The organism is Rhodoferax sp. GT1R46 (assembly GCF_056521285.1).
This window is the reverse complement of sequence record NZ_JBWMBC010000002.1, coordinates 170113-193168: the sequence shown is the minus strand read 5'-3', so window position 1 is coordinate 193168 and position 23056 is coordinate 170113. Positions and strand designations below refer to the sequence as shown.

Below are 23056 nucleotides of genomic sequence, written 5' to 3'. Positions count from 1 at the left end.
TGAGATGGCATTTTTTCTGGAAACACTGCTGGGCGGCCTGATGGCCGGCATGCTGTATTCACTGGTCGCACTGGGTTTCGTGCTGATCTACAAGGCATCCGGCGTCTTCAACTTCGCACAGGGCGCTATGGTGCTGTTTGCGGCATTGGCCATGGCGCGCCTGGCCGAGTGGATTCCCGCTCTCACGGGAATTTCTGACCCGCTGATTGCCAACGTGCTGGCCTTCATTGGTGCGGGCGTGGTGATGTTTGTGGTCGCCTGGGTGATTGAGCGCCTGGTGCTGCGCCACCTCGTTAACCAGGAAGGCACCACGCTGCTGATGGCCACGCTGGGCATCACCTACTTTCTGGAAGGCCTGGGCCAGACCATTTTCGGCAACAGCATTTACAAGATCGATATTGGCATGCCCAAAGATCCGGTGCTGATTCTGGAGCGTGCGTTTGAAGGCGGCATCCTGATCAACAAGGAAGACCTGTACGCCGCCGTCATTGCCGCTGCACTGGTTGCGCTGCTCAGCATGTTCTTTCAGAAAACCGCAACCGGCCGTGCTCTGCGGGCGGTGGCCGATGACCACCAGGCGGCACAAAGCATTGGCATTCCGCTGAACCGCATCTGGGTCATTGTGTGGTGCGTCGCCGGTGTGGTGGCGCTGGTCGCCGGCATGATTTGGGGCAGCAAGCTGGGCGTACAGTTTTCTTTGACCACGGTGGCCATGCGCGCGCTTCCGGTGGTGATTCTGGGTGGCCTGACTTCGGTGCCGGGTGCCATTGTGGGTGGCCTGATTATTGGTGTCGGCGAGAAGTTGTCTGAGGTCTACCTCGGGCCTTTTGTGGGCGGCGGTATAGAAATCTGGTTCGCCTATGTGCTGGCGCTCGGGTTTTTGCTGATCCGTCCGCAAGGCCTGTTTGGCGAAAAAATCATTGACCGCGTCTGACCTCCAACTGATTGAGAAGAAACATGTTCTACAGAGAAAACGGTCAATTCAAAACCACGTACCGCGCGGACCAGCAGATATTTCCCATCGCGCAGGACCGCATGGCTTTGTATGCTCTGCTGGCCGTTGCGTTTGTCGCGGTGCCTGCCCTTGCCAGTAACTATTGGCTGACCAATATCCTGATTCCCTTCCTGATCTTTTCGCTGGCCGCCATCGGCGTGAATATTCTGGTCGGCTACTGTGGCCAGATTTCGCTGGGTTCGGGCGCTTTCATGGCGGTGGGAGCCTATTCCGCCTACAACTTTTTTGTGCGCGTGGAGGGCATTCCGCTGATCGTCGCCTTGATTCTCGGTGGCATCTGCGCCATGCTGTTTGGTATCTTGTTTGGTCTACCCAGCTTGCGGGTCAAAGGCCTGTACCTGGCGGTGGCTACATTGGCCGCGCAGTTCTTCGCGGACTGGATGTTCTTGCGGATTCAATGGTTCACCAACTACTCGCCGTCCGGCTCAGTGTCCGTGTCCAACTTGCAGGTGTTTGGTCTGTCTCTGGATAGCCCGCTGGCCAAATACCTTTTTTGTCTGACGCTGCTGGCGGTCATCGCCCTGCTGGCCAAGAACCTGGTGCGCGGTGCCGTGGGGCGCGAGTGGATGGCCATTCGCGATATGGACGTGGCGGCTGCGGTGATCGGTATTCGCCCCATGTACGCCAAGCTCACCGCCTTTGCGGTCAGCTCTTTTATTGTGGGCATTGCCGGTGCCCTGTGGGCCTTTATCTACCTCGGTGCGTGGGAGCCTGCTGCCTTCTCGGTAGACCAGTCGTTCAAGCTGCTGTTCATGGTCATTATTGGGGGCATGGGTTCCATCATGGGCAGCTTCTTTGGCGCCGCCTTCATCGTGTTGCTGCCCATTTTCCTCAGCCAGTTTTTGCCGGCGTTGGCCACTATGCTGGGGTTTGAAATTTCAACGGCCGGTGTATCCCATGCGGAACTCATGATTTTTGGTGGACTCATAGTCTGGTTCCTCATCGTTGAGCCCCATGGTTTGGCCAAGCTGTGGTCCATTGGTAAACAAAAGCTGCGGCTGTGGCCTTTCCCGCACTGATCGCTGCATCGACAGCTGGTTTTTTTTCGCGCTTCCATATTTATTAACAGGAGAGACAAATGAAGCTTCGCAAACTCGTACTCGCAACCGCCCTGGTGGCAGCTGGTGCTTCGGTCCTGGTCACAGGCACGGCATTCGCACAAGCCAAAGAGCAATTCCTTCCCGTGCTGTCATACCGCACCGGTCCTTATGCGCCCAATGGTGTGCCATGGGCCAACGGCTATGTGGACTACATCAAGTTGACCAATGCCCGCGGCGGCATCAACGGCGTGAAACTTTCCTACGAAGAGTGTGAGACCGGCTACGACACTGCCCGCAGCGTGGAATGCTACGAGCGTCTCAAGGGCAAGGGCGCCTCGTTGGTACAGCCTTTGTCGACCGGTGCCACTTTTGCCATCACCGAGAAGGCGCCTGCTGACAAGATTCCCGTAGTCACGGTTGGCTATGGCCGCAGCGAAAGCGCGGACGGATCCGTTTTCAAGTGGAACTTCCCCATCGCTGGTACCTACTGGGTGGCAGCCGACGCGATCATTCAGGCCATCGGCAAAAAAGAAGGCGGACTGGACAAGCTCAAGGGCAAGAAAATTGCGCTGGTGTACCACGACAGCCCGTTTGGCAAAGAGCCCATTCCCCTGCTGCAAGAGCGCGCAGCGATGCATGGCTTTACCCTGCAAATGCTGCCGGTGACTGCGCCTGGCGTAGAGCAAAAAGCAACCTGGCTGCAAGTGCGCCAAGCCAAGCCTGACTATGTCGTGCTGTGGGGCTGGGGCGTGATGAACTCCACTGCCATCAAGGAAGCGCAAGCCACCGGCTACCCCCGCGAAAAGATGTATGGCGTGTGGTGGGCCGGTGCGGAGCCAGACGTCAAGGACGTGGCCGAGGGTGCCAAGGGCTACAACGCGGTCACCATGCAACACGGTGCAGAGCCCCAGTCCAAACTGGTGAAAGACGTGATGTCCATGGTGCACGACAAGGGCCAGGGCACCGGACCCAAGGACGAAGTCGGCCAAGTGCTGTACATGCGCGGAGCCATGAGCGCCATGCTGGGTATTGAAGGCATTCGCGCGGCCCAGGAACGCTTCGGCAAGGGCAAGGTCATGACCGGCGAACAAGTGCGCTGGGGTCTGGAAAACCTGAACCTCACCCAACCCAAACTCGATGCCCTGGGCTTTGCTGGCGTCATGCGCCCCATCAGCACTTCGTGTGCAGACCACATGGGTGCATCGTGGGCACGTATCCATACGTGGGATGGCAAGGGTTGGAAGTTCACGTCCGACTGGCTGCAGGGTGACGAGCAGATCATCAAGCCATTGGTGAAGGCTACTGCCGCCAAGTACGCGACCGACAAGAAGCTGACACCCCGCACGCCTGCGGATTGCCAGTCCTGATTGAGCACACGCCCGGCTTGCCACCGGGTAGCGGCTCTCGCAAGAGCCGCCAAATGAAAGGGTCGCACTGCGAGCCTTTCATTTGGTCACAAGGTAATGCAAATGGAACCTAAAAAAATTGTTCTCAACGTCAATGGCATCGAGGTCATTTACAACCACGTCATTCTGGTTCTCAAGGGTGTGTCGCTGCAGGTGCCTGAGGGCGGCATCGTGGCTATTCTGGGTGGCAATGGCGCCGGCAAGACCACGACGCTGCGTGCCATTTCCAACCTGTTGGCGGGCGAGCGCGGCCAGGTGACCAAAGGCTCGATCGAGCTGCGGGGTGAGCGTATTGAAAACCTCTCGCCTGCCGACCTGGTGCAGCGCGGCGTGGTGCAAGTGATGGAAGGGCGGCATTGCTTTGCCCACCTGACCATTGAAGAAAACCTGCTGACCGGCGGCTACACCCGCAAGAGCCGCGGTGAAGTGGCTGCCAATCTGGAGAAGGTTTACAACTACTTTCCGCGTCTGAAAACACGGCGCACCAGCCAGGCGGCTTACACCTCGGGCGGCGAGCAGCAGATGTGCGCGATTGGCCGTGCCCTGATGGCCAACCCCACCATGGTGCTGCTGGACGAGCCCTCCATGGGGCTGGCTCCCCAGATCGTGGAAGAGGTTTTCGAGATTGTGAAAGACCTCAACGCCAAAGAACGCGTCACGTTTTTGCTGGCGGAGCAGAACACCAATATGGCCCTGAAATACGCCGACTACGGCTACATCATGGAATCCGGCCGGGTGGTAATGGACGGCGCTGCCGAAGACCTGCGCAGCAACGAAGACGTCAAAGAGTTCTATCTGGGCGTGGGCGGTGGCGAGCGCAAGAGTTTCAAAGACGTCAAGAGCTACAAGCGGCGCAAGCGCTGGCTTGCCTGATCTATTTATTTAATGTCTTTTATGGCTGTAGACCGCATGGAATATGCGCAAGCAGCTATTGTTTTTATAGCATTTGACTTGGCTTGTGGAGGCCCGCATGACTTCTGCGTTTGACGCGCTCGAAACCCGAACCCCTGCGCTGCGCGAAGCGGCCCTGATGGCGGCATTGCCGGCCCAGGTAGCGCACGCCAAAAACCACAGCGTGGCCTTTGCCGACCTGCTGCAAGGCGTCAACCCGGCTGAGGTGGTGAGCCGGGCTGCGCTGGCCCAGTTGCCTGTCATCCGCAAGCATGAGTTGCAGGAACGCCAGCAGGCGGCCCGGGATGGTGCGTTGGGTGCAGTGGCCGCAGGCAATGTGTTCGGCGGGTTCAGTGCTTTGGGGTTTGGCGCAGCCATGCCACGCGTGTTTGCCAGCCCGGGACCGATTTACGAGCCCGAAGGCATGGGTCGTGACTACTGGCGCATGGCACGGGCCATTTATGCGGCCGGCTTTCGCCCGGGTGAGCTTATTCACAACAGCTTCAGCTACCATTTTGTACCCGCAGGCTCCATGATGGAAACCGGCGCGCATGCATTGGGCTGCACCGTGTTTCCCGGTGGCACCGGACAGACCGAGCAACAGGTGCAAGCCATGCGCGACCTGCAACCGGCCGGCTACATCGGTACCCCCAGTTTTCTGAAAATCATTGTGGACAAGGCCGCCGAGATGGGTGTGGCCTTGCCCAGCGTGACCAAGGCCATGTTTGGCGGCGAAGCCTTTCCCCCCAGTTTGCGCGACTGGTTTTTGGCACGCGGCATTGACGCCTACCAGTGTTACGCCACGGCAGACTTGGGCCTGATTGCCTATGAAACATCGGCCCGTGAGGGATTGGTGCTGGACGAAGGCGTGATTGTTGAAATCGTCCGCCCCGGAACCGGCGACCCGGTGGCAGAGGGCGAGGTCGGCGAACTGGTGGTGACCACGCTCAGCCCCGGCTACCCGCTCATCCGTTTTGGCACGGGTGACTTGTCGGCCGTCTTGCCGGGGCATTGCCCAACCGGGCGAACCAATACCCGTATCAAGGGTTGGATGGGCCGAGCGGACCAGACTACCAAAATCCGGGGCATGTTCGTCCACCCCAAGCAGGTGGATGACATCGTCAAGCGTTTTTCCGATGTCGCGCGCGCGCGCCTGGTGGTGAGCGGAGAAATGGCCAATGACATCATGACCCTGAAGGTAGAAGCGACCGGTGACACGGAGGGCCTTTCAGCCCGTATCGGTGAAGCCATTCGCGATGTAACCAAATTGCGCGGCCAGGTCGAAATTCTGGCTCCCGGCAGTTTGCCGAATGACGGCAAGGTCATTGAAGACGCCCGAAGCTACAAGTAGCAGTAGCGCCATACACGCGATGGAGGGGCTTCCTAGGTAGTTTCCGCCATGCTCGGAAAGGGGGTTGCCGATAGACTGTGAGGGTCCTATTCTTTAGAGATCCTTTCATGAAAAAATTACTCGTTGTTGTTGCCGCCGTTTCTGCCGTGTTTGCCCACGCAGACACCTATCCGTCCAAACCCATTTCCATCGTCGTGCCGTTTGCTGCGGGTGGACCGACCGACCGGGTTGCCCGCGATCTGGCAGAGGCCATGCGCAAGCCCCTGGGAGGCGGCACTATTCTGGTGGACAACGCGGCGGGCGCTGGCGGCTCCATCGCGGCCAACAAGGTGGCCAAGGCCGCACCGGACGGCTACACGTTGTTGCTGCACCATATCGGTATGGCCACCATGCCTACGCTGGTGCGCAACATACCGTTCAAGGTGGAGAACGATTTCGAATATCTGGGCATGATCAATGAAGTGCCGATGACCCTGATTGGACGCCCCTCCCTGCCTGCAAAAAATTTCAAGGAGCTGGTTGTCTGGATCGATCAGAACAAGGGCAAGATCAATCTGGGCAACGCCGGCGTCGGGTCTGCCTCCCATCTGTGTGGGCTGCTGTTTCAGAATGCCGTGAAGGTGGAGATGACCACGGTGCCCTACAAAGGAACTGCACCCGCCATGACCGACCTGATTGGCGGGCAAATCGACTTGATGTGCGACCAAACTACCAATACGTCGTCGCAGATTGAAGCCAAAAAGGTCACCGCCTACGCTGTGACCACGGCCAAGCCACTGAGCACGCCAGCACTGAAGGATTTACCCACTCTGCAGGGTTCTGGGCTTAAGGGCTTTGAAGTATCGGTCTGGCATGGTTTGTATGCACCCAAGGGAACCCCGCCTGAGGTGCTGGCCAAGCTGAACGCGGCTCTGAAAATAGCCCTGAAAGATGCGGATTTCATAAAGAAAGAGGAAGCGCTGGGCGCCGTGGTGATGACCGACAAGCGCATGGAGCCGGCCGAGCACAAGAAGTTTGTCGCGGCGGAAATTACGAAATGGAGCCCGATCATCAAGGCGGCCGGCGTCTACGCCGACTGACATTGCGCGAATGGCGATCGGCGGGGGTTCACACCCCCCAGACGATCTCTTTTTGCGCCTTGTGGCAACGCTGAATCATGTCAATGAATGGCACGGCACGCTGGCGCAAGGTGATGGCCTCGGGCCGGGGCACAACTTCTCCGGCGGCCTGCGCCTCTTTGATGCGCTGCTGAAGGGTTGATTCCTCTGTTGCAATGGCACTTTCCAGCGCAGCAACCGCAGCCGACATCTGCTCTGGTAGCAAAATACCCTTAATCAGGCTTGCCTCATCGTCCTTGCCGATGATCTTCAACAATTGGCGACCGTTGGTCTCCAGCATGATGATGTCACCGGCGGCCTGGGATTTGAATTTGTAGAGCATGCAAACAAGAATAGCACTGGAGTATCACATTGGCAAACCTTCACATTCGACGTGAACATTCCCTTAGCCTGGCTGCCGCACGAAAAATTGCACTCGCCTGGGCGGCGCAGGTGGAAGAAGAATTTGGTATGGAGTGCAGCTACGAGAAAGGTGCCAAGGCGGATCATGTCACCTTCACGCGCTCGGGGGTCAGCGGCACTTTGCACGTCACGCCCGACCATTTTGATCTGGACGCCAGACTGGGCTTTTTGCTCGGTGCGTTCAAAGCCCGGATTGAAGCCGAAATCGTCAAAAATCTCGACGACTTGCTGGCCCCGCGCTAGCGCAAGAATTCGTTAGCTCAGAGATTCGATCAAGTCGACGTACTGCTGCATGGCATCGTCTGTGCTGATGCCCTTGAAGCCGTTCCATGCATCCCACTTGGCGCGCCCCACCATGTCGGTGAATCCGGGTTTTTTTTCTGTGTTGTCACCGGTGCTAGCCTGCTTGTAGAGGGCGTAAATCTTGAGCAGGGTGCTGTTGTCAGGGCGCTCGGTCAGATTCTTGGAATTGGCGACAGCGGCTTCGAATTGCTTCTTCAGATTGGCCATGGGGCTCTCCGTTTGGGTTAGGGGACTTTCCCCGTATCTTAAGGTGCGTTTTGCCTGCAAAATCAGGAATCCGTGTTCATGGAGTCTTTATGGTTACCCGAGTCAGAGCCAAAAAAGTTGCGCCAAAAATCCCACACCAAACCACCGCACAGGTGATCCAGAAGGGCGTGACCGACGCGGTAGTGGGCGCCCTGGGTTTGCACGGCGAACGCATGAGCAAGGTCGACACGGCCTGGCTTCGCATGGATTCACCATCCAACTTGATGATGATTGTGGGTGTCTGGGTTGTTAAGCCCGGCATTCGCTACGACGATCTGAGCCAGCGTATTCAGGAGCGCCTGCTCAGGTACCCGCGCTTTATGCAGTGCGCGGTAGAAGACCCGGTTGGGGCCACCTGGATCAACGACCCCGCGTTTGACATGGGAAACCACCTGGTCATTGAAAAGCTTCCGAAGAAGCCTGCCGGTCGGGAGCAGGAGGCTCTGCAGGACCGTCTGGCCGAGCTGACCATGCAACCACTGGACAAACAGTACCCGTTGTGGCAATTCCATCTGGTTGAACACTACAAGGGCGGCTCGGCAATGATGGTGCGTATCCACCATTGCATCGCCGACGGCATCGCCTTGGTGCAGGTGACCCAGTCGCTTGTGGACGGTGGGGCGCTACCCCCTGAGCGGCCGCACCACGCAGCACATAGAGAGGGACTTGAAGGTGCTGAGGAGTGGGTGGCCGACTCCCTTTTGAAGCCCTTCACCAATATGACGGTCAAAGCGCTGGGCGCCGCGGGCGAAGGTGCGGTGCGGTCCATGGGCTTGCTGATGGAGCCGCAAAAGGGAATGGAAAAGGGCTTGCATGGTACGGCGGACCTGGCCAGACTGGCCTACCGGGCGGTCACTGACATGGCTGCGCTGGCGCTGATGGAAGACGACTCGCCGACCCGCCTCAAGGGGGTTCCGGGTCGCACCAAGCGCGTGGCGTGGTGTCCACCGATTCCACTCGCCGAAGTCAAGGCGGTGGGCAAGGCGTTGAACTGCTCCATCAACGATGTGCTGCTCAGCTGTGTCGCCGGCGCCATTGGCGCGTACTTGAAGGAACATGGTGACTCCGTAGACGGCAAGGAGATCCGTGCGATGGTCCCGGTGAACCTGCGCGCCGCTGGCAAGGCTTACCAGTTGGGTAACCAGTTCGGCTTGGCTCCGTTGGTGCTGCCCCTGGGTATCGAAAACCCGATTGAGCGAGTGTATGAAGTGCGCCGGCGCATGCAAGGGCTCAAGGGCAGCATGCAGCCCTTGCTTGCCTTTGGCTTGCTGGCGGTGGCCGGTATGCTGGTGAAGCCCTTGCAGGATGCCATGCTGGGCCTGTTTTCCAAAAAGACGACTGCCGTGATGACGAATGTGCCGGGCCCCCGCGAAAAGCTGAAACTGTGCGGCTCAACCGTAGAGGAAAACCTGGTTTGGGTGCCACAAAGCGGAACCGTGGGGCTGGGCGTTTCTATCCTCAGCTACGGCGGCGGTGTCCAGTTTGGCGTGGTGTCCGACGCCACCCTGTGCCCGGACCCGCAAAACATCATCGACAAGTTCGAGCCCGAGTTCGTCCGGTTGTCGACGGTGACCCTGATGCTGCCGTGGGGAGAGCCCGCCTAATCCGCCAGTTCGGTCTGGGCTAACGCCACATCCAGCCGCTCCATGGCATCCAACGGCTTGCTGGCTGCGGCCAGTTCGTATAAGCCCGTCGCCTCTGCCACGCGGTCGTCACCCTCCAGCATCACCAGGGCGTTGGCCAATTCGATCCTGGCGATGGCGGATTGCGGTGTCAGAGTGAGCGCCCGCTGAAAAAGCCCCAGGCTCGCGTCTTTTTTGACGCCGTACGTCATGTTGCCAATCAGCGCCCCTACCTTGTCGATGACCTCGGCGTGGAATGCGCCCAATGCAATGTGGGCGTCGGCGTGGTTGGGTTGCAGGCGAATCGCTACCTCCAGCGTGGATTTGACTGTGCTTCCAAGCCCTTGCGCCAGCGCCTTGGCCACGCTGATGCCCTGGCTGTAGCGGCCCAGCGCATAGGCCTGCCAGTAGAACGCGTTGGCATTGCCGGGCTCTGCCAGGGCTTGCGCCGCAGCGCGCTCCGCAACTTGCAAAAACAGATCAAGCCGGGTTCTTTCTTTGGGTTCAAGATAGTTGGCGTAGATGCAGGTGGCCTTGTTGGCGACCGTCATACCCGCGGGTCCAGCCGCCAACCCGGCCTCGACGGCATTCTGAAAAGCACCCTGATGAAACAGTACCCAGGCGGCAAGGACCTTGGGATCCTGGGGTAATGGTTCCTGGTCACCCGCATGCAGCTGCGCCCATTGCGCCAAGACGCTGTCCGCATCAAACGGAAAGTCGCCGGCGTGGGCAAACGCAGTCCATGGGGCCGTGGTGTGCATGTTGTGGGTCAGGGTGCGGCCGGCGTGCTGTACGCGCCTGCCAGATTAAGCAGGTGGGTGCGCTGACTGGCTTCCAGATACGGCACCAGCAAATTCAGCACATGGTGGGCACCCCGCATCAGGGCCGCTTGCGCGCTCGCTGGCTCCAATGCGTTGCGAGGGTCCTTCACGTACTCAAAACTCAGCCAGTAGGTCAACACCACCACCATGCTGGTGGCGGTAGGCTCCACCTCGCGGGAATCAATTTGAATGGCTCCAGCGCGGCTCATGCTGTCCAGCAGCGCTTTGACCGAGCGGGTCTTGTTTTTCAACACCCACTGAAAATGGGTCTCCAGCCGCCGGTTCTTGCTCAGCAAATCATTCAGGTCGCGGTACAAAAACCGGTACTGCCAGATCAACTCAAACAGGGTGTGCATGAAAAACCAGGCATCCTCCACATCGCGCACGCTGTCGCTGGCATTGAGCAACTCGTTGAGCGCCTTTTCATAGCGGTCAAACAGCGAGTTGATCAGTTCGTCTTTGGCCGGATAGTGGTAGTACAGGTTACCGGGGCTGATGCCCAATTCGGCAGAAATCAGCGTGGTGGACACGTTGGGCTCCCCAAACCGGTTGAACAACTCCAGCGTCACCTCCAGAATGCGTTCAGCCGTGCGGCGGGGTGCTTTTTTAACCATGGGTGCTACTCAATGAACCCGCTGATGTGCGGCGGTTTTTACCGCATCATCCAGGTCATCCATGACCTCCTGCAGCGTCGCAATGGCACGGCCCAACCGGGTCGGCGACTTGGCAGGCGCCGACAAATGCCGCTTGGGGTCGTCCAGCACATCATGGTTCAGGCTGATGCCGTGGCGCGCCAGTTTGGCCGACAGGCCGGTCTTGCGAGAGCGCAGCATCTGGCGCGTTTGCTGGTAAGCATGCTCGGCCAAGTGGCGGCGCTGGGCATAGCTGAAGGTGTTGGCCAGGTACAACTCGGGGTCTCGGTGATCGGGCTCGATCAGAATAATGTCGGTATGGGGGTAGCTGTGCGCGTAGTGCTTCATGCCCAGCTCCAGGCGGGAGTGGATCATGGACCGGAAGGTCTGGCTGAGCACTGCCGACAGGCCGCCGTCGACAATGCGGGGGATTTCGCGCTTGTGGGTGGGCAAGTCCCGCTGCATCACCTTGGCCACCTGGGGCGAAGTTGCGTCAAACGGCACCAGCGGATTCAGGCAAATCATCAGATCAACACCATCGTCCAGTGCAACGGACGCGTGCATGGTTTTTTTCAAAGCCCCATCCACGTAATACTGGTCATCAATCTCAACGGGCGGGAAAAGTCCGGGCAAGGCCGAGCTGGCCTGCACAGCCTGCGAGATGGGAACGTGGTCCCATCCGGGGCGCCCAAAGGGGGCTGCCTCTCCGCTGTCGAGGTTGGTGGCAACCAAGGTCAGTTTGGTTTTGAGTTTGCGAAAATCATTGGTTCGGCCATCGCGGCTGAACAATCGGGCCAACTGGGTGTCGACTTGCTTGTTCGAAAACACACCCGTGGGCAAAGCCGGGGCAAGCTGCTCCAGAGCGCTCAGCATGGACTTGCGACCCAAAGACACGTGCCATAAGACGGACAGCACCAGGCTTGGCAGCATGATTGCGCGCCGGACAAATTCGCCATAGGCGGGTTCCATCAACCACGATGGATCGAACGTTTCCGAGGGCTCGCTGTCGTTCTCTATGAACGACGCACACAACTCGCGTGGTGACATGCCATTGGCCAATGCCGCCACGATGAAGCCGCCAGCCGACACCCCAACGTAATGGTCCAGCTTGGTGAAGTCCAGTCCGTGCAGGGATTCTTCCAGCGCGCACATGGCGCCTACTTCATAAATCGCGCCCAAAGGCCCCCCGCCAGCCAACGCCAAGGCGATCTTTGGTGGAGTATTTGTATTAGCGTTCATAGTCGTAAAGTGTAGAGTGGCCCGGTAGGGTTTTTTGTTGCATTGCAGCAGGCCAAAAAAAGGGCGCCTCAGCGCCCCTTTGCGGTGTGACCACCAATATGGTCATCAGGCCTGCGCGGGAGCTGCGGGCTCTGAAGCGGCGGCGACCGCAACCTTGCGAGCCGGAGCGGCACGCTTTGCCGCTGGTTTTGCAGCAGCTTTGGCGGCTGGCTTGGGCGCAGCAACCTTGGCTTTATTGGCTTTGGGTGTCGCTGCCTTGGCTGTTGCTTTTGCCTTTGGAGCGGCGGCCTTCGGTGCGGCTGCTTTTTTTGCAGGTGCTTTCGGGGTGGGTGCCTTGGGCGACAATTTCTGCACGGCCTTGTTCAACTCTTCAATCCGCGAGATCAGGGAGTTGACATCTTTGGCAGAAGGAACGCCCAGCTTGTTCAGCGCCTTGGCAACGCGTTCTTCAAAAATGTTTTCCAGTTTGTCCCACTGGCCGGAGGCTTTGGATGAAATGTCGGTAGCCATGGTCGACATTTTGCTGGTCGCCTCGGAAATTTTCTCTTCCGCAGCGGCTTGGGTTTTGCGCTGGATGCTCACGCCTTCCTTGACCAAAGACTCAAAGGCCTTGGACCCTTCAGCCTGCGCGCGGGTAAATGCGCCCAAGCCGGCTTGCCAGATTTGCTGGGCCGAGTCCTTCACCGAGCCGGTCAGGTGAACGCTGGCGGTTTTGGGTGATTTGGTTTTTTGCAGTTTTTTGACCATGGGATGCTCCAGAAAATTAGGGTTTTCACACTGTTGCCGGGTGCAAAACAATGTATGGGCGAGACTTTACGCGTGAAGGGGTTTTCTGTGTAGGTTGAGCTTCCTAACTTGGCAGGATTGGTGGGCTGCGTCTCTAAAATGACCGCCCGGTTAAACTCGGGGGCAAACAGGGAAGCTAACAGATGAATGCAGAAGAGAGTGAAATCAGTGTGTTGGATTTGTTGCTTGTGGTTGCCGAAAACCTCAAGCTGTTGATCTTTGGGCCTATTCTGGTTGGTTTGCTGGCGTTGGCTGGCGCGTACCTTGTGCCACAAAGCTACACCAGCCAGGCAATTCTGGCCCTGCCAACTGCTACTGCGGCTGCGGCTGCGACGCAGGCTGCAGCTGCCATGATGGTTTCACCGCTGGTGTTGGACTCCATCATCGAGTCTTTAAATCTGTCCGAAGGGCGCTCCACGCAAGTTGCACGCGTCGGGCTTGCCAATCAAATCAAGGCGGCGGTGGGCAAAGACGGCCTCCTGCGATTGGATGTGACGGCCCATTCGCCGGCACAAGCGCAAACCATCGCCAATGCAGTGATTGATACCTGGCTTAAAAGTACTGTGCCAGGCGAGCAAGCACGGGCAGACCTTGCAAAGCGCCTGTCTTACGCCCAGACTTCGTTGGACGCAGTTACCCGACTTATTAGCCGGCTGGATGCCGGGGGCGCAGCCAGCCTCAATAAGCCCCTCGCACGCGGCGAAGCCGGTACATCTTTTGTTGGCTTGGGTGAGTTGCAGTCGCGCTACCTTGGTGATGTGCTCAGCATTCCGCGGGAGCTGCAGGGCTTGAGTCGTGATGTAGTCAAGCAGCCGCCCACTTTGCCCACTGAGCCCGTTTCGCCTAAAAAGGGATTGATTGCTGCGCTGGCGGCCATAGCCTCAGGTTTTGTGCTTTTGCTGTGGGTGTTTGTGCGGCAAGCCTGGAGACGCGCTACTCAAGATGCGCGAATGGCTGAGAAGTGCCGTCGGTTAGCCGCCGCATTGAGTTGAATTTGTGGCCCCTACAGGGCATAAATGTTTCCTGAATTTCTTCACTATTGCTTGGTTTCGAAAACCACATTCGAATTCAAATCTTTATGCTTACCAATCAAGTTATCCTAATTACCGGCGGCACGGGCTCCTTTGGCAACACATTCGTGCCTATGACCCTTGGGAAATACAACCCATAGAAAATCATCATCTATTCGCGTGATTAAATGAAACAGTGGGAAATGGCGAAGCTATTTCAAGGCGATAAGCGGGTTCGTTTCTTTATTGGCGATGTTCGTGACAAAGAGCGCCTGCATCGCGCGCTTGATGGCGTGGACTATGTCGTTCACGCGGCTGCAACAAAAATTGTTCCCACAGCCGAGTACAACCCTTTTGAATGCGTAAAGACCAATATCAATGGCGCAATGAATCTGATTGATGCCTGCATCGACAAAGGAATCAAGCGGGTTGTGGCGCTTTCAACAGACAAGGCGAGCAGCCCCGTCAATTTGCATGGGTCCACCAAGTTGGTATCTGACAAGCTGTTTGTCGCGGGTAGGTACCCCAGCTGTTGCCACGCACTTGTTGGCAGACCCAGATGCTTATCTAACTCCTATTGGCAGTTTTCTGCGTAAAAGCAGTCTGGATGAGTTGCCTCAGTTGTGGAGCATATTAATGGGCGACATGAGTTTTGCCGGCCCGCGCTGTTTAATCAAAATGACTTGATTGCGCTGCGCACGCAACAGGGCGTTCATGAATTGGTGCCGGGCTTAACGGGATGGGCACAAATTAATGGGCGTGATGAGCTTCCTATTCCGCAAAAGGTCGCATTGGATGTTGAGTATTTGCGCAATCAATCTTTTTGGTTTGATATAAAAATATTATTTCTGACTGCCTTGAAGGTCATTCGACGGGATAATGTTACGCATTAAATGACTGCCAGAAGAATATGGCAGCGCTGGTCAGGGAATTTAATCTTATTTTACAAATTGCAACTCAGACATTCACCATGAACAAATTAATTGATATCCAGAATCAGATTCAAGCATTGCAAAAGCAGGCTGACGAGATCAAAGCCCAAGAATTCGACAAAACGGTGCGAGAGATTCAGGCCAAGATGCAAGCGTTTGGTATCACAGTGTCAGACTTGCAGGGTTCAGGCGCCAGTGTTCGCAAGACTAAAGGCAAGGTCAAGACGTCAAGCCCCGCCGCTGCAAAATTTCGCGGCCCCAATGGCGAGCTTTGGAGCGGTCGCGGGCTCATGCCACGGTGGTTGTCGGCTCTGGTGGCACAGGGTAAAACAAAAGAAGAATTCGCGATCACCCACTGACGCGAATCAAGGGAGCTAAATGCAAAGTTGGGTTTTAAAATGGCCGCGCGCAGTCAAGCGCGCGGTGGTAGTGGTGTTGGATGTGGTCTTGGCACTGCTATCCACTTGGTTGGCTTTTACGCTGCGGCTCGATGCCTTGAATGTTCCAACCGGAGCGCAGTGGTGGCTCTATGGGCTGTGCCCTTTACTGGCAGTGCCGATATTCATCCGGTTTGGGCTTTACCGCGCCATCTTCCGCTATACCGGGCAGGCGGCTTTGGTTGCAACTGGCCGCGCGGTAGCGCTGTATGCAGGGTTGTTGACAGCAGTTTTGTTTTGGCACAGATGGCCCGGCGTGCCGCGCAGTATGGGGGTGTTGCAGCCGCTCATTTTTCTGGTGCTGGTTGGGGCGAGCCGTGCTTTCGCCCGATTTTGGCTGGCTGACATAAGTGGCTCGCGCGCAAATGCCGAAGGCATACTTCTCATATATGGCGCAGGTACTGCGGGCGTGCAAACCGCAACAGCCATGGGTGTCTCCAGGCAGTTCACCCTGCTGGGTTTTGTTGACGATGACCTCAAGAAAATAGGGCGCAGTATCAATGGCGTTGCGGTTTTCTCCCCATCTCGCGTGCCCGACATGGTTGCAAACCAGGGGGTTACCGATATTGTCCTCGCGCTGCCCAGTGCAACGCGGGCCCGGAGAAACGAAATTCTGGGGAATTTGCGGGCGCTGCCGGTGCATGTCCGCACCTTGCCGGATTGGGCTGACCTGGCCAGTGGCCGCGTCACGGTACAGGATTTTCGGGAACTGGATATTGAAGACCTGCTTGGCCGGGAGCCCGTGCCTCCCAATACCGAACTGATTGCGCGCAATCTGGCGGGCAAGGTGGTGCTGGTTACCGGCGCCGGCGGCAGCATCGGCAGCGAGCTGTGCCGCCAGATCCTGGCACAGCGACCACGCCAACTGCTGCTGCTGGACCACAGTGAATTCAATCTGTACAGCATTCACCAGGAATTGCAGGGTCTATGCGAAGTCAAGAGCCTGGATGCCGAACTGGTGCCCTTGCTCGGCAGCGTGACCAACCTGGTGCGCATGTTTGAGATTTGCCGCATTTACCACCCCCACACGGTGTACCACGCGGCGGCCTACAAGCATGTACCGCTGGTGGAGAGCAACCCTGCTGAGGGCATTGTCAACAACGTGTTTGGCACGCTGAATATAGCCCGCGCGGCCATGGACAGCGGCGTTTCGCAGTTCATTTTGGTGTCAACCGACAAGGCCGTTCGACCGACCAATGTCATGGGCGCGAGCAAGCGCATGGCCGAGTTGGTATTGCAGGCGCTGGCCGCGCAATCCAGCACGTGCTTCGGCATGGTCCGCTTTGGCAATGTGCTGGGTTCCAGCGGCAGTGTGGTGCCTTTGTTTCGTCGCCAGTTAGCCGTGGGTGGCCCGCTGACGGTTACCCATGCCGACGTAACCCGCTATTTCATGACCATTCCCGAGGCTGCTCAGCTGGTATTGCAAGCCGGGGCGATGGCCGTGGGGGGCGAAGTGTTTGTGCTGGACATGGGGGAGCCCGTCAAGATTGTGGACTTGGCCCGCCGCATGGTGGAACTGTCCGGCATGAAAGTGCGCGACGAAGCCTCGCCTGACGGTGACATTGCAATCGAAATCACGGGCTTGCGCCCAGGCGAGAAGCTCTACGAAGAGCTATTGATTGGCGATAACCCCACGCCCACCGCCCACCGCCGCATCATGAAAGCCCAGGAAGATTTTCTGGCGTGGCCCGTGCTCCAGCAGCACCTCGACACCTTGCTGGCTGCCGCGCAGGCCAGTGATGTGGACCAGATCAAAACCGTGTTGAGGGTATGCGTGCAGGGTTATGACGACACAGCCCCAGAGTCCGCCCCTGCGCCCTTAACGGCCAGCGCCAACTCATAAAGGATATTGCGTGGCTCTCCGGTGATGTCGGCGGCCAGTTTGACAGCCGTTTTGAGTGGTAGCTGTTCCAGCAGCAGCTTCAAAATTCGGGTGTCGGGGCCACTCTGTTCTGCTCGTGGCGCAGGGTGCAGCACCAGTGCAAATTCGCCGCGCTGCCGGTTCGCGTCCGCATCCAGCCAAGCGGTCAGTCCTTCCGCGGTGACAGTGGCAATTTCTTCAAATTGCTTGGTCAGTTCACGGCCCACGGTGACTTTGCGTGGCCCCAGCACCGCCAATGCCCGCGCGAGCGCTTCGATGCGGTGGGGCGCTTCCAGCATCACTGCCGCGCGTTCCTGGGTTGCCAGAACCTGTACGGCCTTATCGCGCTCTCCGGATTTGGTGGGCAAAAACCCGATGAACACGAAGCCTCCAGAGTGTGAGGCGTCCTCGGCAATGCCTGCTACCGACAGCAAGGTTGTCACACTGCTCGGCCCGGGCAACGGCAGCGCCCGTAATCCTTGCGCATGCACGGCCGCCACCAGGCGCGCACCGGGGTCACTGATGCCGGGTGTGCCGGCGTCGCTGACATAGGCCACCCGCTGGCCCTGTCGCAGGTGATCGATCACTGTGTGAGCGGCCTGCGCCTCGTTGTGCTGGTGCACAGCAATGAGCTGGCTTGAATTTTTGTCAATGCCGTACGCCCGCAGCAAAGCCTGGGTGTGGCGTGTATCTTCGCAAGCGATGGCGTCGCACAAACCCAGCACATGCAGTGCGCGCAAGCTGATGTCAGCCAGGTTGCCAATCGGCGTGGCTACGACGTAGAGCGTGCTCTGCGGATAATGCTGACCAGACGCAGCCTCGGCTGAGGCGGCCAAGGCGGAAGTAAATAGAGCGCTCATATGGGAATCCTAACAACCAAACAGGTAGGCGACGCCGCTGAAGACCAGGCCCTGCAGTATCTGCAGACGCAGGGCCTGCGGTTGATAACGCGCAATTATCGGACCCCCGGGCGCGGCGGCGGCGAGATTGACCTCATCATGCGTGCGCCCGACGGCACCACGGTGTTTGTGGAGGTGCGCAAACGCGCATCGGCGCGCCACGGAGGGGCCGCCGCCAGCGTGGGCGGCATCAAGCAGCGGCGCATCATCTTTGCAGCACGCCACTACCTGATGCGCCTGCCCGCGCTGCCGCCTTGCCGGTTTGATGTGGTGGTGCTGGAAGCCGCCGGGGTGCAGTGGTTGCAGGCCGCCTTTGACGCTTATTAGCGAATTTAGGTCATTCACCCTGGTTTGCTGCAGCGCGGTATCATCCAAGACATGCTGGAACAACGAATTCAACAACACTTTATCGACAGCGCTGATCTGAAATACCAGTCGGCGCAAGTCTTGAGCAAACCCATAGCGGCTGCGGTGCAGGCCATGCTGGCATGCGTAACCAGCGGCGGCAAGGTGCTGGCGTGTGGCAATGGCGGGTCGGCTGCGGATGCCCAGCATTTTGCCGCTGAATTTGTTGGCCGTTTCGAGCGCGAGCGCCCCGAGCTGGGGGCCATCGCCTTGACCACCGACACCTCCATCATCACCGCCATTGCCAACGATTACAGCTTTGACGTCATCTTCTCCCGCCAAGTGCGGGCGCTGGGCTCGCCCGGCGACGTGCTGCTGGCGATTTCCACCAGCGGCAACTCAGCCAACGTGCTGGCGGCCATTGAAGCAGCGCATGCGCGTGAGATGGTGGTGGTAGGCTTGACCGGGCGTGGTGGCGGCAAGATGGCGCAGGTGCTGCGCGACACCGATGTGCATATTTGTGTGCCGCATGAGCGCACTGCACGCATTCAGGAAGTACACCTTTTGGTCTTGCATTGCATTTGTGATGCGGTCGATGCCCAGCTATTGGGCGAACAGGAATCCAACACATGAGTATTTCATTGCGAAGCGCAGGCCTTGCGCTGGTACTGGCCGGCAGTGTGGTGAGTCTGACGGCTTGCTTTCCTTTGGTGATGGGTGGCGCAGTCGTCGGCGGAATGGTCGCAACCGACCGCCGTACCTCAGGCGCGGTGGTGGAGGATGAAGGCATCGAGCTGAAGGCCAGCAACCGCGTTCGCGAGAACGTGGGTGAGCGCGCGCACGTCAATATCACCAGCTACAACCGCCAGGTACTGATCACGGGCGAAGTACCCAGTGCGCAGGACAAGCAGTTGGTGGAGCAAATCGTCTCCGGTGTCGAGAACGTGCGCGTTATCGTGAACGAACTGGCCATCATGGGCGTGTCCAACTATACGCAGCGCTCGTCGGATACCCTGGTGACTGGCAAAGTCAAAGCCTCGCTGCTGGATGCCAAAGACCTGTTTTCCAATTCCTTCAAGATCACCACCGAACGAGGCACCGTTTACATGATGGGCCGGGTGACGCAACGCGAAGCCACGCGGGCGACCGAAATCATCAGCGGCATTTCAGGCGTGCAGCGCGTCGTGCGCGTGATGGAAATCATCAGCGAAGACGAGCTGGCGCGCCAGTTGCCGCAAGCGCAACCGGCTGCCACCAGCAAATAAATACCACCCAGTAATCCGGGTTCTTCCTGAGGTTGCGGCCTTTTTTATTAGCTAAAATGGCTAATCACGGAACGGGGAGAACCCAATGCAAGTTACCGCAACTGAAGCAAAAAACCGGTTTGGTGCCATTTGTGCCAGCGCCAAGTCTGAACCCGTCTTTGTAGAGAAGGACGGTCGTATCGACACGGTGATTTTGTCGCTTCGACAATTCGAAGCCCTGACTTCCGCAAATTTGGCGCTTCCACAAAAAAAGCGGCAATTTGAGCGGGATCACCAGGAGTGGTTGAGTGAGCAGAATGCACGCTTTGAAAAGCATGGCCTGTGGTGCGATGACATGCGGGTCTGGTAAGTGCAATACGACATCTACCAAAACCCCAGTCCCCGCATGCGGGACATCTACCCTTACGTCGTCGACATTCAAAGCGAATTGCTGGGTTCTCTCCCGACCCGTATGGTTATGCCGATGTCAGTGACGCAACTTCCAGCGAGCAAGGTGCCGCGCAAACTGTGCCCCATGATTGGCTTACTGGGCCAAACATTCATGCTGATACCTTACGAAGCGGCACCGCTTGACAAAAAACTGCTCAAGAGAAAGTCGGGATCTGCCAAGGCCCAAGCCAGTGAAATTGTTGCAGCCCTGGATGCGGTGGTGAGCGGGGTGTGATCAACGATCGGGGCTTTTTTACTTCAGCCGCTTGATCAGGCTTGAAGTGTCCCATCGGTTGCCGCCCATGTGCTGCACGTCGGCGTAAAACTGGTCTACCAGTGCGGTCACCGGCAGGCGTGCACCGTTGCGTTTGGCCTCGTCGAGCACCAGCCCGAGGTCTTTGCGCATCCAGTCCACCGCGAAGCCAAAATCGAATTTGTCAGCCACCATGGTCTTGCCGCGGTTGTCGAGCTGCCAGCTTTGGGCCGCACCCTTGCCAATCACGTCCAGCACCTGGTTCATGTCCAGCCCGGCCTGCTGCCCAAAGGCGACGGCCTCGCTCAGGCCCTGCACCAGCCCGGCAATGCAGATCTGGTTGACCATCTTCGCCAGCTGACCCGCGCCGTTCTCGCCCAGCAAGGTGAAGGCCCGCGAGAATGCCATGGCCGCCGGCTGCGCGACGCCAAACGCAGCGCTGCTGCCGCCGCACATCACCGTCAGCATGCCGTTTTGCGCACCCGCTTGGCCACCGGAAACCGGCGCATCCACAAACTGCAGACCCATGTGCTGCGCGGTGGCGCCGAGCTCGCGGGCCACGCTGGCGGATGCCGTAGTGTGGTCGACAAAAATGGCACCGGGCTTCATGCCGGCAAACGCGCCGTCTGGCCCCAGCGTGACGCTGCGCAAGTCAGCGTCATTGCCTACGCAGCAAAAAACGATATCGGCGTTGTGTGCGGCCAGTCGGGGCGTTGCGGCATGCGAATGCGCGCCTTTTGTGCTGCTAGCCCCCGTGTATTCTGCGCACCATGCTATTGATTTGCTAGCAGTCCGGTTGTACACCGTAACCTGGTGGCCTGCCAGCGCCAGATGGCCCGCCATGGGGTAACCCATGACGCCCAAGCCCAGAAAGGCGACGGTCAAAGGAGGGGTGGCTTCGTATGTTTTGGGGTTGGTGCTGGACATGGAGTGAGTGGAAAGTGTTTAGACAATGGCGAAGTTTTCGGTACCGGCGCTCAAATCACTCGATTTGGCGCGCTGGCTGTTGAGCTTGATCTGCAGGCGCAAGTCGTTCAGGGAGTCGGCGTTGCGCAGCGCGTCCTCGTAGGTGATCATCTGCTTCTCGTACATGTCAAACAGCGCCTGGTCAAAGGTCTGCATGCCGGCCTGGCGGCTCTTTTTCATGATCTCCTTGATCTCGGTGACGTCACCCTTGAAGATCAGGTCCGATATCAGCGGCGAATTGATCATGATCTCCACCGCTGCGGAGCGCCCCTTGCCGTCCTGCTTGGGAATCAGCCGCTGTGACACCAGCGCCTTCAGGTTGAGCGACAGGTCCATCAACAACTGGCTGCGTCTTTCTTCCGGGAAGAAGTTAATGATGCGGTCCAGCGCCTGGTTGGCACTGTTGGCGTGCAGTGTGGCCAGGCACAGGTGACCGGTTTCTGCGAACGCCACGGCGTGCTCCATGGTTTCACGGTCGCGAATCTCGCCCATCAAGATCACATCGGGTGCCTGACGCAGCGTGTTCTTGAGAGCCGCCTCCCAGCTGTCGGTGTCCAGCCCCACTTCGCGCTGGGTCACCACGCAGTTCTTGTGCATGTGCACAAATTCCACCGGGTCTTCAATCGTGATGATGTGTCCGTAGGAGTTTTCATTGCGCCAGTCGACCATGGCCGCCAGCGTGGTCGACTTGCCCGAGCCCGTGGCGCCCACCATGATGCACAAGCCGCGTTTGGACTGCGCAATCTCTTTCAGAATCTGGGGCACACCCAGACCGTCAATCGTGGGCAGGATGGCCGGAATGACCCGCAGCACCATGCCTACCTTGCCCTGCTGGATGAAGGCGTTGACCCGAAAACGACCCACGTTGGGTGGAGAAATGGCGAAATTGCTTTCTTTGGTCCGCTCAAAATCGGCGATCTGCTTGTCGCTCATGATGGAGCGCGCGAGGGCCAGTGTGTGCGCCGCATTCAAGGGCTGGGGTGAGACTTTCGTCACCTTGCCATCCACCTTGATGGCGGGCGGAAAATCACCCGTGATGAACAGGTCACTGCCATTGCGGCTGACCATCAGCTTGAGCAGATCGTTGATGAATTTCGTTGCCTGGTCGCGTTCCATGGATTAGTCCTTGCGCTTGATTTATGGGGTGACGCCGGGGTCGCTCAGCCGTGCGCTGACAGCGCGCAATCGCAACGACAACTTGCGTGCCAGCAATGCAACCAGGCTGGCAGCCAGCAGGGGTTCGGCCTCCATCATTTCATCCATGGCGCTGGCACTCAGGATGGCGATCTTGCAGTCCGTAATGGTGGTGCAGCTGGAGAACCGGATGCCGCTGTCGAGCAAGGACATTTCTCCCAAAATATCACCGGGATGTGACTCGGCCAGTCGCAGATTCTCGCCCCAGGGCTGGCGCCGGTCGATGTGCATGGTGCCGGCCAACAGCACCATCATGTAATTGCCGTATTCATCCTGGCGAATCACATCGCGTCCGGATGGCACGCTCGCAAATTCAAAGAAACGCTGCAGATTCAGAACGGCTTTGCCATCCAGTTGGCTCATGAAGCGGTCTTTGATCCAGAGCTTCTGCATCATTTTTACGCCCTGACTGGGGCTCATGCGTGCGGCGCCGATTTCCACCGCCCGGGCATCCCAGGGCATCAGCAGTGAAGGGTTGACCCCCTGGCCGGCAAAGGCGGAGGCGAACAGCGTGGTGTCGGTGGTGTCTTCGTCCGGTCTGGCCGCGGGCCCGATCTTGGCCCGGAGGAGTGCAAGAATTCCTTTCATGTGCG

At 58.3% G+C, this 23056-nt stretch carries 27 protein-coding genes and 1 pseudogene; 18 read left to right on the top strand and 10 right to left on the bottom strand.

The genetic code is table 11. The features are described from left to right. Positions 1-4 precede the first annotated feature (4 nt). The 6 genes from AC097W_RS06315 to AC097W_RS06290 all read left to right on the top strand — a co-directional run bounded on the left by AC097W_RS06315 (position 5) and on the right by AC097W_RS06290 (position 6782). On the top strand, positions 5-934 hold the full coding sequence (locus tag AC097W_RS06315; protein ID WP_479601640.1) for a branched-chain amino acid ABC transporter permease: 930 nt from the start codon (positions 5-7) through the stop codon (positions 932-934). 23 nt (positions 935-957) lie between these two features. After that, positions 958-2034: a branched-chain amino acid ABC transporter permease gene (locus AC097W_RS06310; protein WP_479601639.1), complete on the top strand. Its 1077-nt coding sequence runs from the start codon at positions 958-960 to the stop codon at positions 2032-2034. 59 nt (positions 2035-2093) lie between these two features. Further along, entirely contained in the window at positions 2094-3422 is a 1329-nt protein-coding gene (locus AC097W_RS06305; protein WP_479601638.1) for an ABC transporter substrate-binding protein, read from the top strand. Between the two features lie 102 nt (positions 3423-3524). Next, positions 3525-4334, top strand: coding sequence for an ABC transporter ATP-binding protein (locus tag AC097W_RS06300; protein ID WP_479601637.1), 810 nt, complete (start codon positions 3525-3527; stop codon positions 4332-4334). Between the two features lie 97 nt (positions 4335-4431). After that, on the top strand, positions 4432-5703 hold the full coding sequence (locus tag AC097W_RS06295) for a phenylacetate--CoA ligase family protein (protein WP_479601636.1): 1272 nt from the start codon (positions 4432-4434) through the stop codon (positions 5701-5703). Positions 5704-5810: 107 nt separating this feature from the next. Continuing rightward, on the top strand, positions 5811-6782 hold the full coding sequence (locus AC097W_RS06290; protein ID WP_479601635.1) for a tripartite tricarboxylate transporter substrate-binding protein: 972 nt from the start codon (positions 5811-5813) through the stop codon (positions 6780-6782). Positions 6783-6810: 28 nt separating this feature from the next. On the opposite strand, the gene AC097W_RS06285 is transcribed toward AC097W_RS06290, so the two are convergent. Then, positions 6811-7143 (bottom strand): DUF1840 domain-containing protein, encoded by a 333-nt coding sequence (locus tag AC097W_RS06285; RefSeq protein WP_479601634.1) that lies wholly within the window; start codon positions 7141-7143, stop codon positions 6811-6813. Positions 7144-7172: 29 nt separating this feature from the next. Here AC097W_RS06285 and AC097W_RS06280 point away from each other — a divergent pair, with 29 nt between their 5' ends. Continuing rightward, positions 7173-7466 carry a polyhydroxyalkanoic acid system family protein gene (locus AC097W_RS06280; RefSeq protein WP_479601633.1) on the top strand — a complete coding sequence of 98 codons (294 nt, stop codon included), beginning with the start codon at positions 7173-7175 and terminating at the stop codon, positions 7464-7466. 12 nt (positions 7467-7478) lie between these two features. Here AC097W_RS06280 and AC097W_RS06275 read toward each other — a convergent pair whose 3' ends face one another. Next, a complete protein-coding gene (locus AC097W_RS06275) occupies positions 7479-7733 on the bottom strand; it encodes an acyl-CoA-binding protein (RefSeq protein ID WP_479601632.1) in 255 nt (84 codons plus the stop codon). A gap of 89 nt (positions 7734-7822) precedes the next feature. Here AC097W_RS06275 and AC097W_RS06270 point away from each other — a divergent pair, with 89 nt between their 5' ends. Then, on the top strand, positions 7823-9376 hold the full coding sequence (locus tag AC097W_RS06270; protein WP_479601631.1) for a wax ester/triacylglycerol synthase family O-acyltransferase: 1554 nt from the start codon (positions 7823-7825) through the stop codon (positions 9374-9376). Here the strand turns inward: AC097W_RS06270 and AC097W_RS06265 are convergent. The 4 genes from AC097W_RS06265 to AC097W_RS06250 all read right to left on the bottom strand — a co-directional run bounded on the left by AC097W_RS06265 (position 9373) and on the right by AC097W_RS06250 (position 12833). Next, a complete protein-coding gene (locus tag AC097W_RS06265; protein ID WP_479601630.1) occupies positions 9373-10155 on the bottom strand; it encodes a hypothetical protein in 783 nt (260 codons plus the stop codon). The two genes, AC097W_RS06270 and AC097W_RS06265, sit on opposite strands and share 4 nt — an antisense overlap. 8 nt (positions 10156-10163) lie before the next feature. After that, positions 10164-10829: a TetR/AcrR family transcriptional regulator gene (locus AC097W_RS06260; RefSeq protein ID WP_479601629.1), complete on the bottom strand. Its 666-nt coding sequence runs from the start codon at positions 10827-10829 to the stop codon at positions 10164-10166. A 9-nt stretch (positions 10830-10838) separates the two neighbouring features. Then, positions 10839-12086, bottom strand: a complete 1248-nt coding sequence (locus AC097W_RS06255) for a patatin-like phospholipase family protein (protein ID WP_479601628.1) — start codon at positions 12084-12086, stop codon at positions 10839-10841. 105 nt (positions 12087-12191) lie between these two features. Next, complete coding sequence (locus tag AC097W_RS06250) at positions 12192-12833, bottom strand: phasin family protein (RefSeq protein ID WP_479601627.1); 642 nt, start codon at positions 12831-12833, stop codon at positions 12192-12194. Between the two features lie 182 nt (positions 12834-13015). On the opposite strand from AC097W_RS06250, the gene AC097W_RS06245 reads away from it, so the two are divergent. From AC097W_RS06245 to AC097W_RS06225, 5 genes and pseudogenes are all read left to right on the top strand, one after another. Beyond that, positions 13016-13864: a Wzz/FepE/Etk N-terminal domain-containing protein gene (locus tag AC097W_RS06245; RefSeq protein WP_479601626.1), complete on the top strand. Its 849-nt coding sequence runs from the start codon at positions 13016-13018 to the stop codon at positions 13862-13864. 221 nt (positions 13865-14085) lie between these two features. Next, a complete protein-coding gene (locus AC097W_RS06240) occupies positions 14086-14478 on the top strand; it encodes a polysaccharide biosynthesis protein (protein WP_479601625.1) in 393 nt (130 codons plus the stop codon). Continuing rightward, positions 14390-14775: pseudogene (locus tag AC097W_RS06235) on the top strand (sugar transferase). The gene AC097W_RS06240 and the pseudogene AC097W_RS06235 overlap by 89 nt, the downstream one beginning before the upstream one ends. Positions 14776-14792: 17 nt before the next feature. Beyond that, positions 14793-15173 (top strand): H-NS histone family protein, encoded by a 381-nt coding sequence (locus AC097W_RS06230; protein ID WP_479601624.1) that lies wholly within the window; start codon positions 14793-14795, stop codon positions 15171-15173. A 19-nt stretch (positions 15174-15192) separates the two neighbouring features. Then, positions 15193-17094, top strand: coding sequence for a polysaccharide biosynthesis protein (locus tag AC097W_RS06225; RefSeq protein WP_479601623.1), 1902 nt, complete (start codon positions 15193-15195; stop codon positions 17092-17094). Here the strand turns inward: AC097W_RS06225 and rsmI are convergent. Further along, positions 17034-17972, bottom strand: coding sequence for a 16S rRNA (cytidine(1402)-2'-O)-methyltransferase (gene rsmI / locus AC097W_RS06220; protein WP_479601622.1), 939 nt, complete (start codon positions 17970-17972; stop codon positions 17034-17036). The genes AC097W_RS06225 and rsmI overlap by 61 nt on opposite strands. Here rsmI and AC097W_RS06215 point away from each other — a divergent pair, their 5' ends adjacent. The 5 genes from AC097W_RS06215 (at position 17973) to AC097W_RS06195 (ending at position 20285) form a co-directional block, all read left to right on the top strand. Continuing rightward, a complete protein-coding gene (locus AC097W_RS06215) occupies positions 17973-18338 on the top strand; it encodes a YraN family protein (RefSeq protein ID WP_479601621.1) in 366 nt (121 codons plus the stop codon). 51 nt (positions 18339-18389) lie between these two features. Beyond that, the gene (locus AC097W_RS06210; protein WP_479601620.1) at positions 18390-18989 is read left to right on the top strand and encodes a phosphoheptose isomerase; all 600 of its coding nucleotides are present in this window, start codon (positions 18390-18392) and stop codon (positions 18987-18989) included. Next, entirely contained in the window at positions 18986-19621 is a 636-nt protein-coding gene (locus tag AC097W_RS06205) for a BON domain-containing protein (protein WP_479601619.1), read from the top strand. The genes AC097W_RS06210 and AC097W_RS06205 overlap by 4 nt, the downstream gene beginning before the upstream one ends. An 85-nt stretch (positions 19622-19706) precedes the next feature. Beyond that, entirely contained in the window at positions 19707-19970 is a 264-nt protein-coding gene (locus AC097W_RS06200; RefSeq protein ID WP_479601618.1) for a prevent-host-death protein, read from the top strand. Next, a complete protein-coding gene (locus AC097W_RS06195; protein WP_479601617.1) occupies positions 19971-20285 on the top strand; it encodes a CcdB family protein in 315 nt (104 codons plus the stop codon). An 18-nt stretch (positions 20286-20303) separates the two neighbouring features. Here AC097W_RS06195 and AC097W_RS06190 read toward each other — a convergent pair whose 3' ends face one another. The 3 genes from AC097W_RS06190 to AC097W_RS06180 are packed head-to-tail and all read right to left on the bottom strand — an operon-like array spanning position 20304 to position 23051. Next, complete coding sequence (locus AC097W_RS06190; RefSeq protein WP_479601616.1) at positions 20304-21230, bottom strand: NAD(P)-dependent oxidoreductase; 927 nt, start codon at positions 21228-21230, stop codon at positions 20304-20306. An 18-nt stretch (positions 21231-21248) separates the two neighbouring features. After that, on the bottom strand, positions 21249-22385 hold the full coding sequence (locus AC097W_RS06185) for a PilT/PilU family type 4a pilus ATPase (RefSeq protein ID WP_479601615.1): 1137 nt from the start codon (positions 22383-22385) through the stop codon (positions 21249-21251). Positions 22386-22406: 21 nt separating this feature from the next. Beyond that, a complete protein-coding gene (locus tag AC097W_RS06180) occupies positions 22407-23051 on the bottom strand; it encodes a cyclic nucleotide-binding domain-containing protein (protein ID WP_479601614.1) in 645 nt (214 codons plus the stop codon). Positions 23052-23056: the final 5 nt, after the last annotated feature.

Excerpts from the sequence above, each read along its gene's own strand:
- AC097W_RS06310 (WP_479601639.1), top strand. The coding sequence starts at position 958 with ATGTTCTACAGAGAAAACGGTCAATTCAAAACCACGTACCGCGCGGAC.
- AC097W_RS06285 (WP_479601634.1), bottom strand. The coding sequence starts at position 7,143 with ATGCTCTACAAATTCAAATCCCAGGCCGCCGGTGACATCATCATGCTG.
- AC097W_RS06305 (WP_479601638.1), top strand. The coding sequence starts at position 2,094 with ATGAAGCTTCGCAAACTCGTACTCGCAACCGCCCTGGTGGCAGCTGGT.
- AC097W_RS06255 (WP_479601628.1), bottom strand. The coding sequence starts at position 12,086 with ATGAACGCTAATACAAATACTCCACCAAAGATCGCCTTGGCGTTGGCT.
- AC097W_RS06300 (WP_479601637.1), top strand. The coding sequence starts at position 3,525 with ATGGAACCTAAAAAAATTGTTCTCAACGTCAATGGCATCGAGGTCATT.
- AC097W_RS06295 (WP_479601636.1), top strand. The coding sequence starts at position 4,432 with ATGACTTCTGCGTTTGACGCGCTCGAAACCCGAACCCCTGCGCTGCGC.
- AC097W_RS06265 (WP_479601630.1), bottom strand. The coding sequence starts at position 10,155 with ATGCACACCACGGCCCCATGGACTGCGTTTGCCCACGCCGGCGACTTT.
- AC097W_RS06250 (WP_479601627.1), bottom strand. The coding sequence starts at position 12,833 with ATGGTCAAAAAACTGCAAAAAACCAAATCACCCAAAACCGCCAGCGTT.
- AC097W_RS06200 (WP_479601618.1), top strand. The coding sequence starts at position 19,707 with ATGCAAGTTACCGCAACTGAAGCAAAAAACCGGTTTGGTGCCATTTGT.
- AC097W_RS06275 (WP_479601632.1), bottom strand. The coding sequence starts at position 7,733 with ATGGCCAATCTGAAGAAGCAATTCGAAGCCGCTGTCGCCAATTCCAAG.
- AC097W_RS06270 (WP_479601631.1), top strand. The coding sequence starts at position 7,823 with ATGGTTACCCGAGTCAGAGCCAAAAAAGTTGCGCCAAAAATCCCACAC.
- rsmI (WP_479601622.1), bottom strand. The coding sequence starts at position 17,972 with ATGAGCGCTCTATTTACTTCCGCCTTGGCCGCCTCAGCCGAGGCTGCG.
- AC097W_RS06240 (WP_479601625.1), top strand. The coding sequence starts at position 14,086 with ATGGCGAAGCTATTTCAAGGCGATAAGCGGGTTCGTTTCTTTATTGGC.
- AC097W_RS06185 (WP_479601615.1), bottom strand. The coding sequence starts at position 22,385 with ATGGAACGCGACCAGGCAACGAAATTCATCAACGATCTGCTCAAGCTG.
- AC097W_RS06230 (WP_479601624.1), top strand. The coding sequence starts at position 14,793 with ATGGCAGCGCTGGTCAGGGAATTTAATCTTATTTTACAAATTGCAACT.
- AC097W_RS06190 (WP_479601616.1), bottom strand. The coding sequence starts at position 21,230 with ATGTCCAGCACCAACCCCAAAACATACGAAGCCACCCCTCCTTTGACC.
- AC097W_RS06290 (WP_479601635.1), top strand. The coding sequence starts at position 5,811 with ATGAAAAAATTACTCGTTGTTGTTGCCGCCGTTTCTGCCGTGTTTGCC.
- AC097W_RS06215 (WP_479601621.1), top strand. The coding sequence starts at position 17,973 with ATGGGAATCCTAACAACCAAACAGGTAGGCGACGCCGCTGAAGACCAG.
- AC097W_RS06205 (WP_479601619.1), top strand. The coding sequence starts at position 18,986 with ATGAGTATTTCATTGCGAAGCGCAGGCCTTGCGCTGGTACTGGCCGGC.
- AC097W_RS06245 (WP_479601626.1), top strand. The coding sequence starts at position 13,016 with ATGAATGCAGAAGAGAGTGAAATCAGTGTGTTGGATTTGTTGCTTGTG.
- AC097W_RS06260 (WP_479601629.1), bottom strand. The coding sequence starts at position 10,829 with ATGGTTAAAAAAGCACCCCGCCGCACGGCTGAACGCATTCTGGAGGTG.
- AC097W_RS06180 (WP_479601614.1), bottom strand. The coding sequence starts at position 23,051 with ATGAAAGGAATTCTTGCACTCCTCCGGGCCAAGATCGGGCCCGCGGCC.
- AC097W_RS06210 (WP_479601620.1), top strand. The coding sequence starts at position 18,390 with ATGCTGGAACAACGAATTCAACAACACTTTATCGACAGCGCTGATCTG.
- AC097W_RS06315 (WP_479601640.1), top strand. The coding sequence starts at position 5 with ATGGCATTTTTTCTGGAAACACTGCTGGGCGGCCTGATGGCCGGCATG.
- AC097W_RS06225 (WP_479601623.1), top strand. The coding sequence starts at position 15,193 with ATGCAAAGTTGGGTTTTAAAATGGCCGCGCGCAGTCAAGCGCGCGGTG.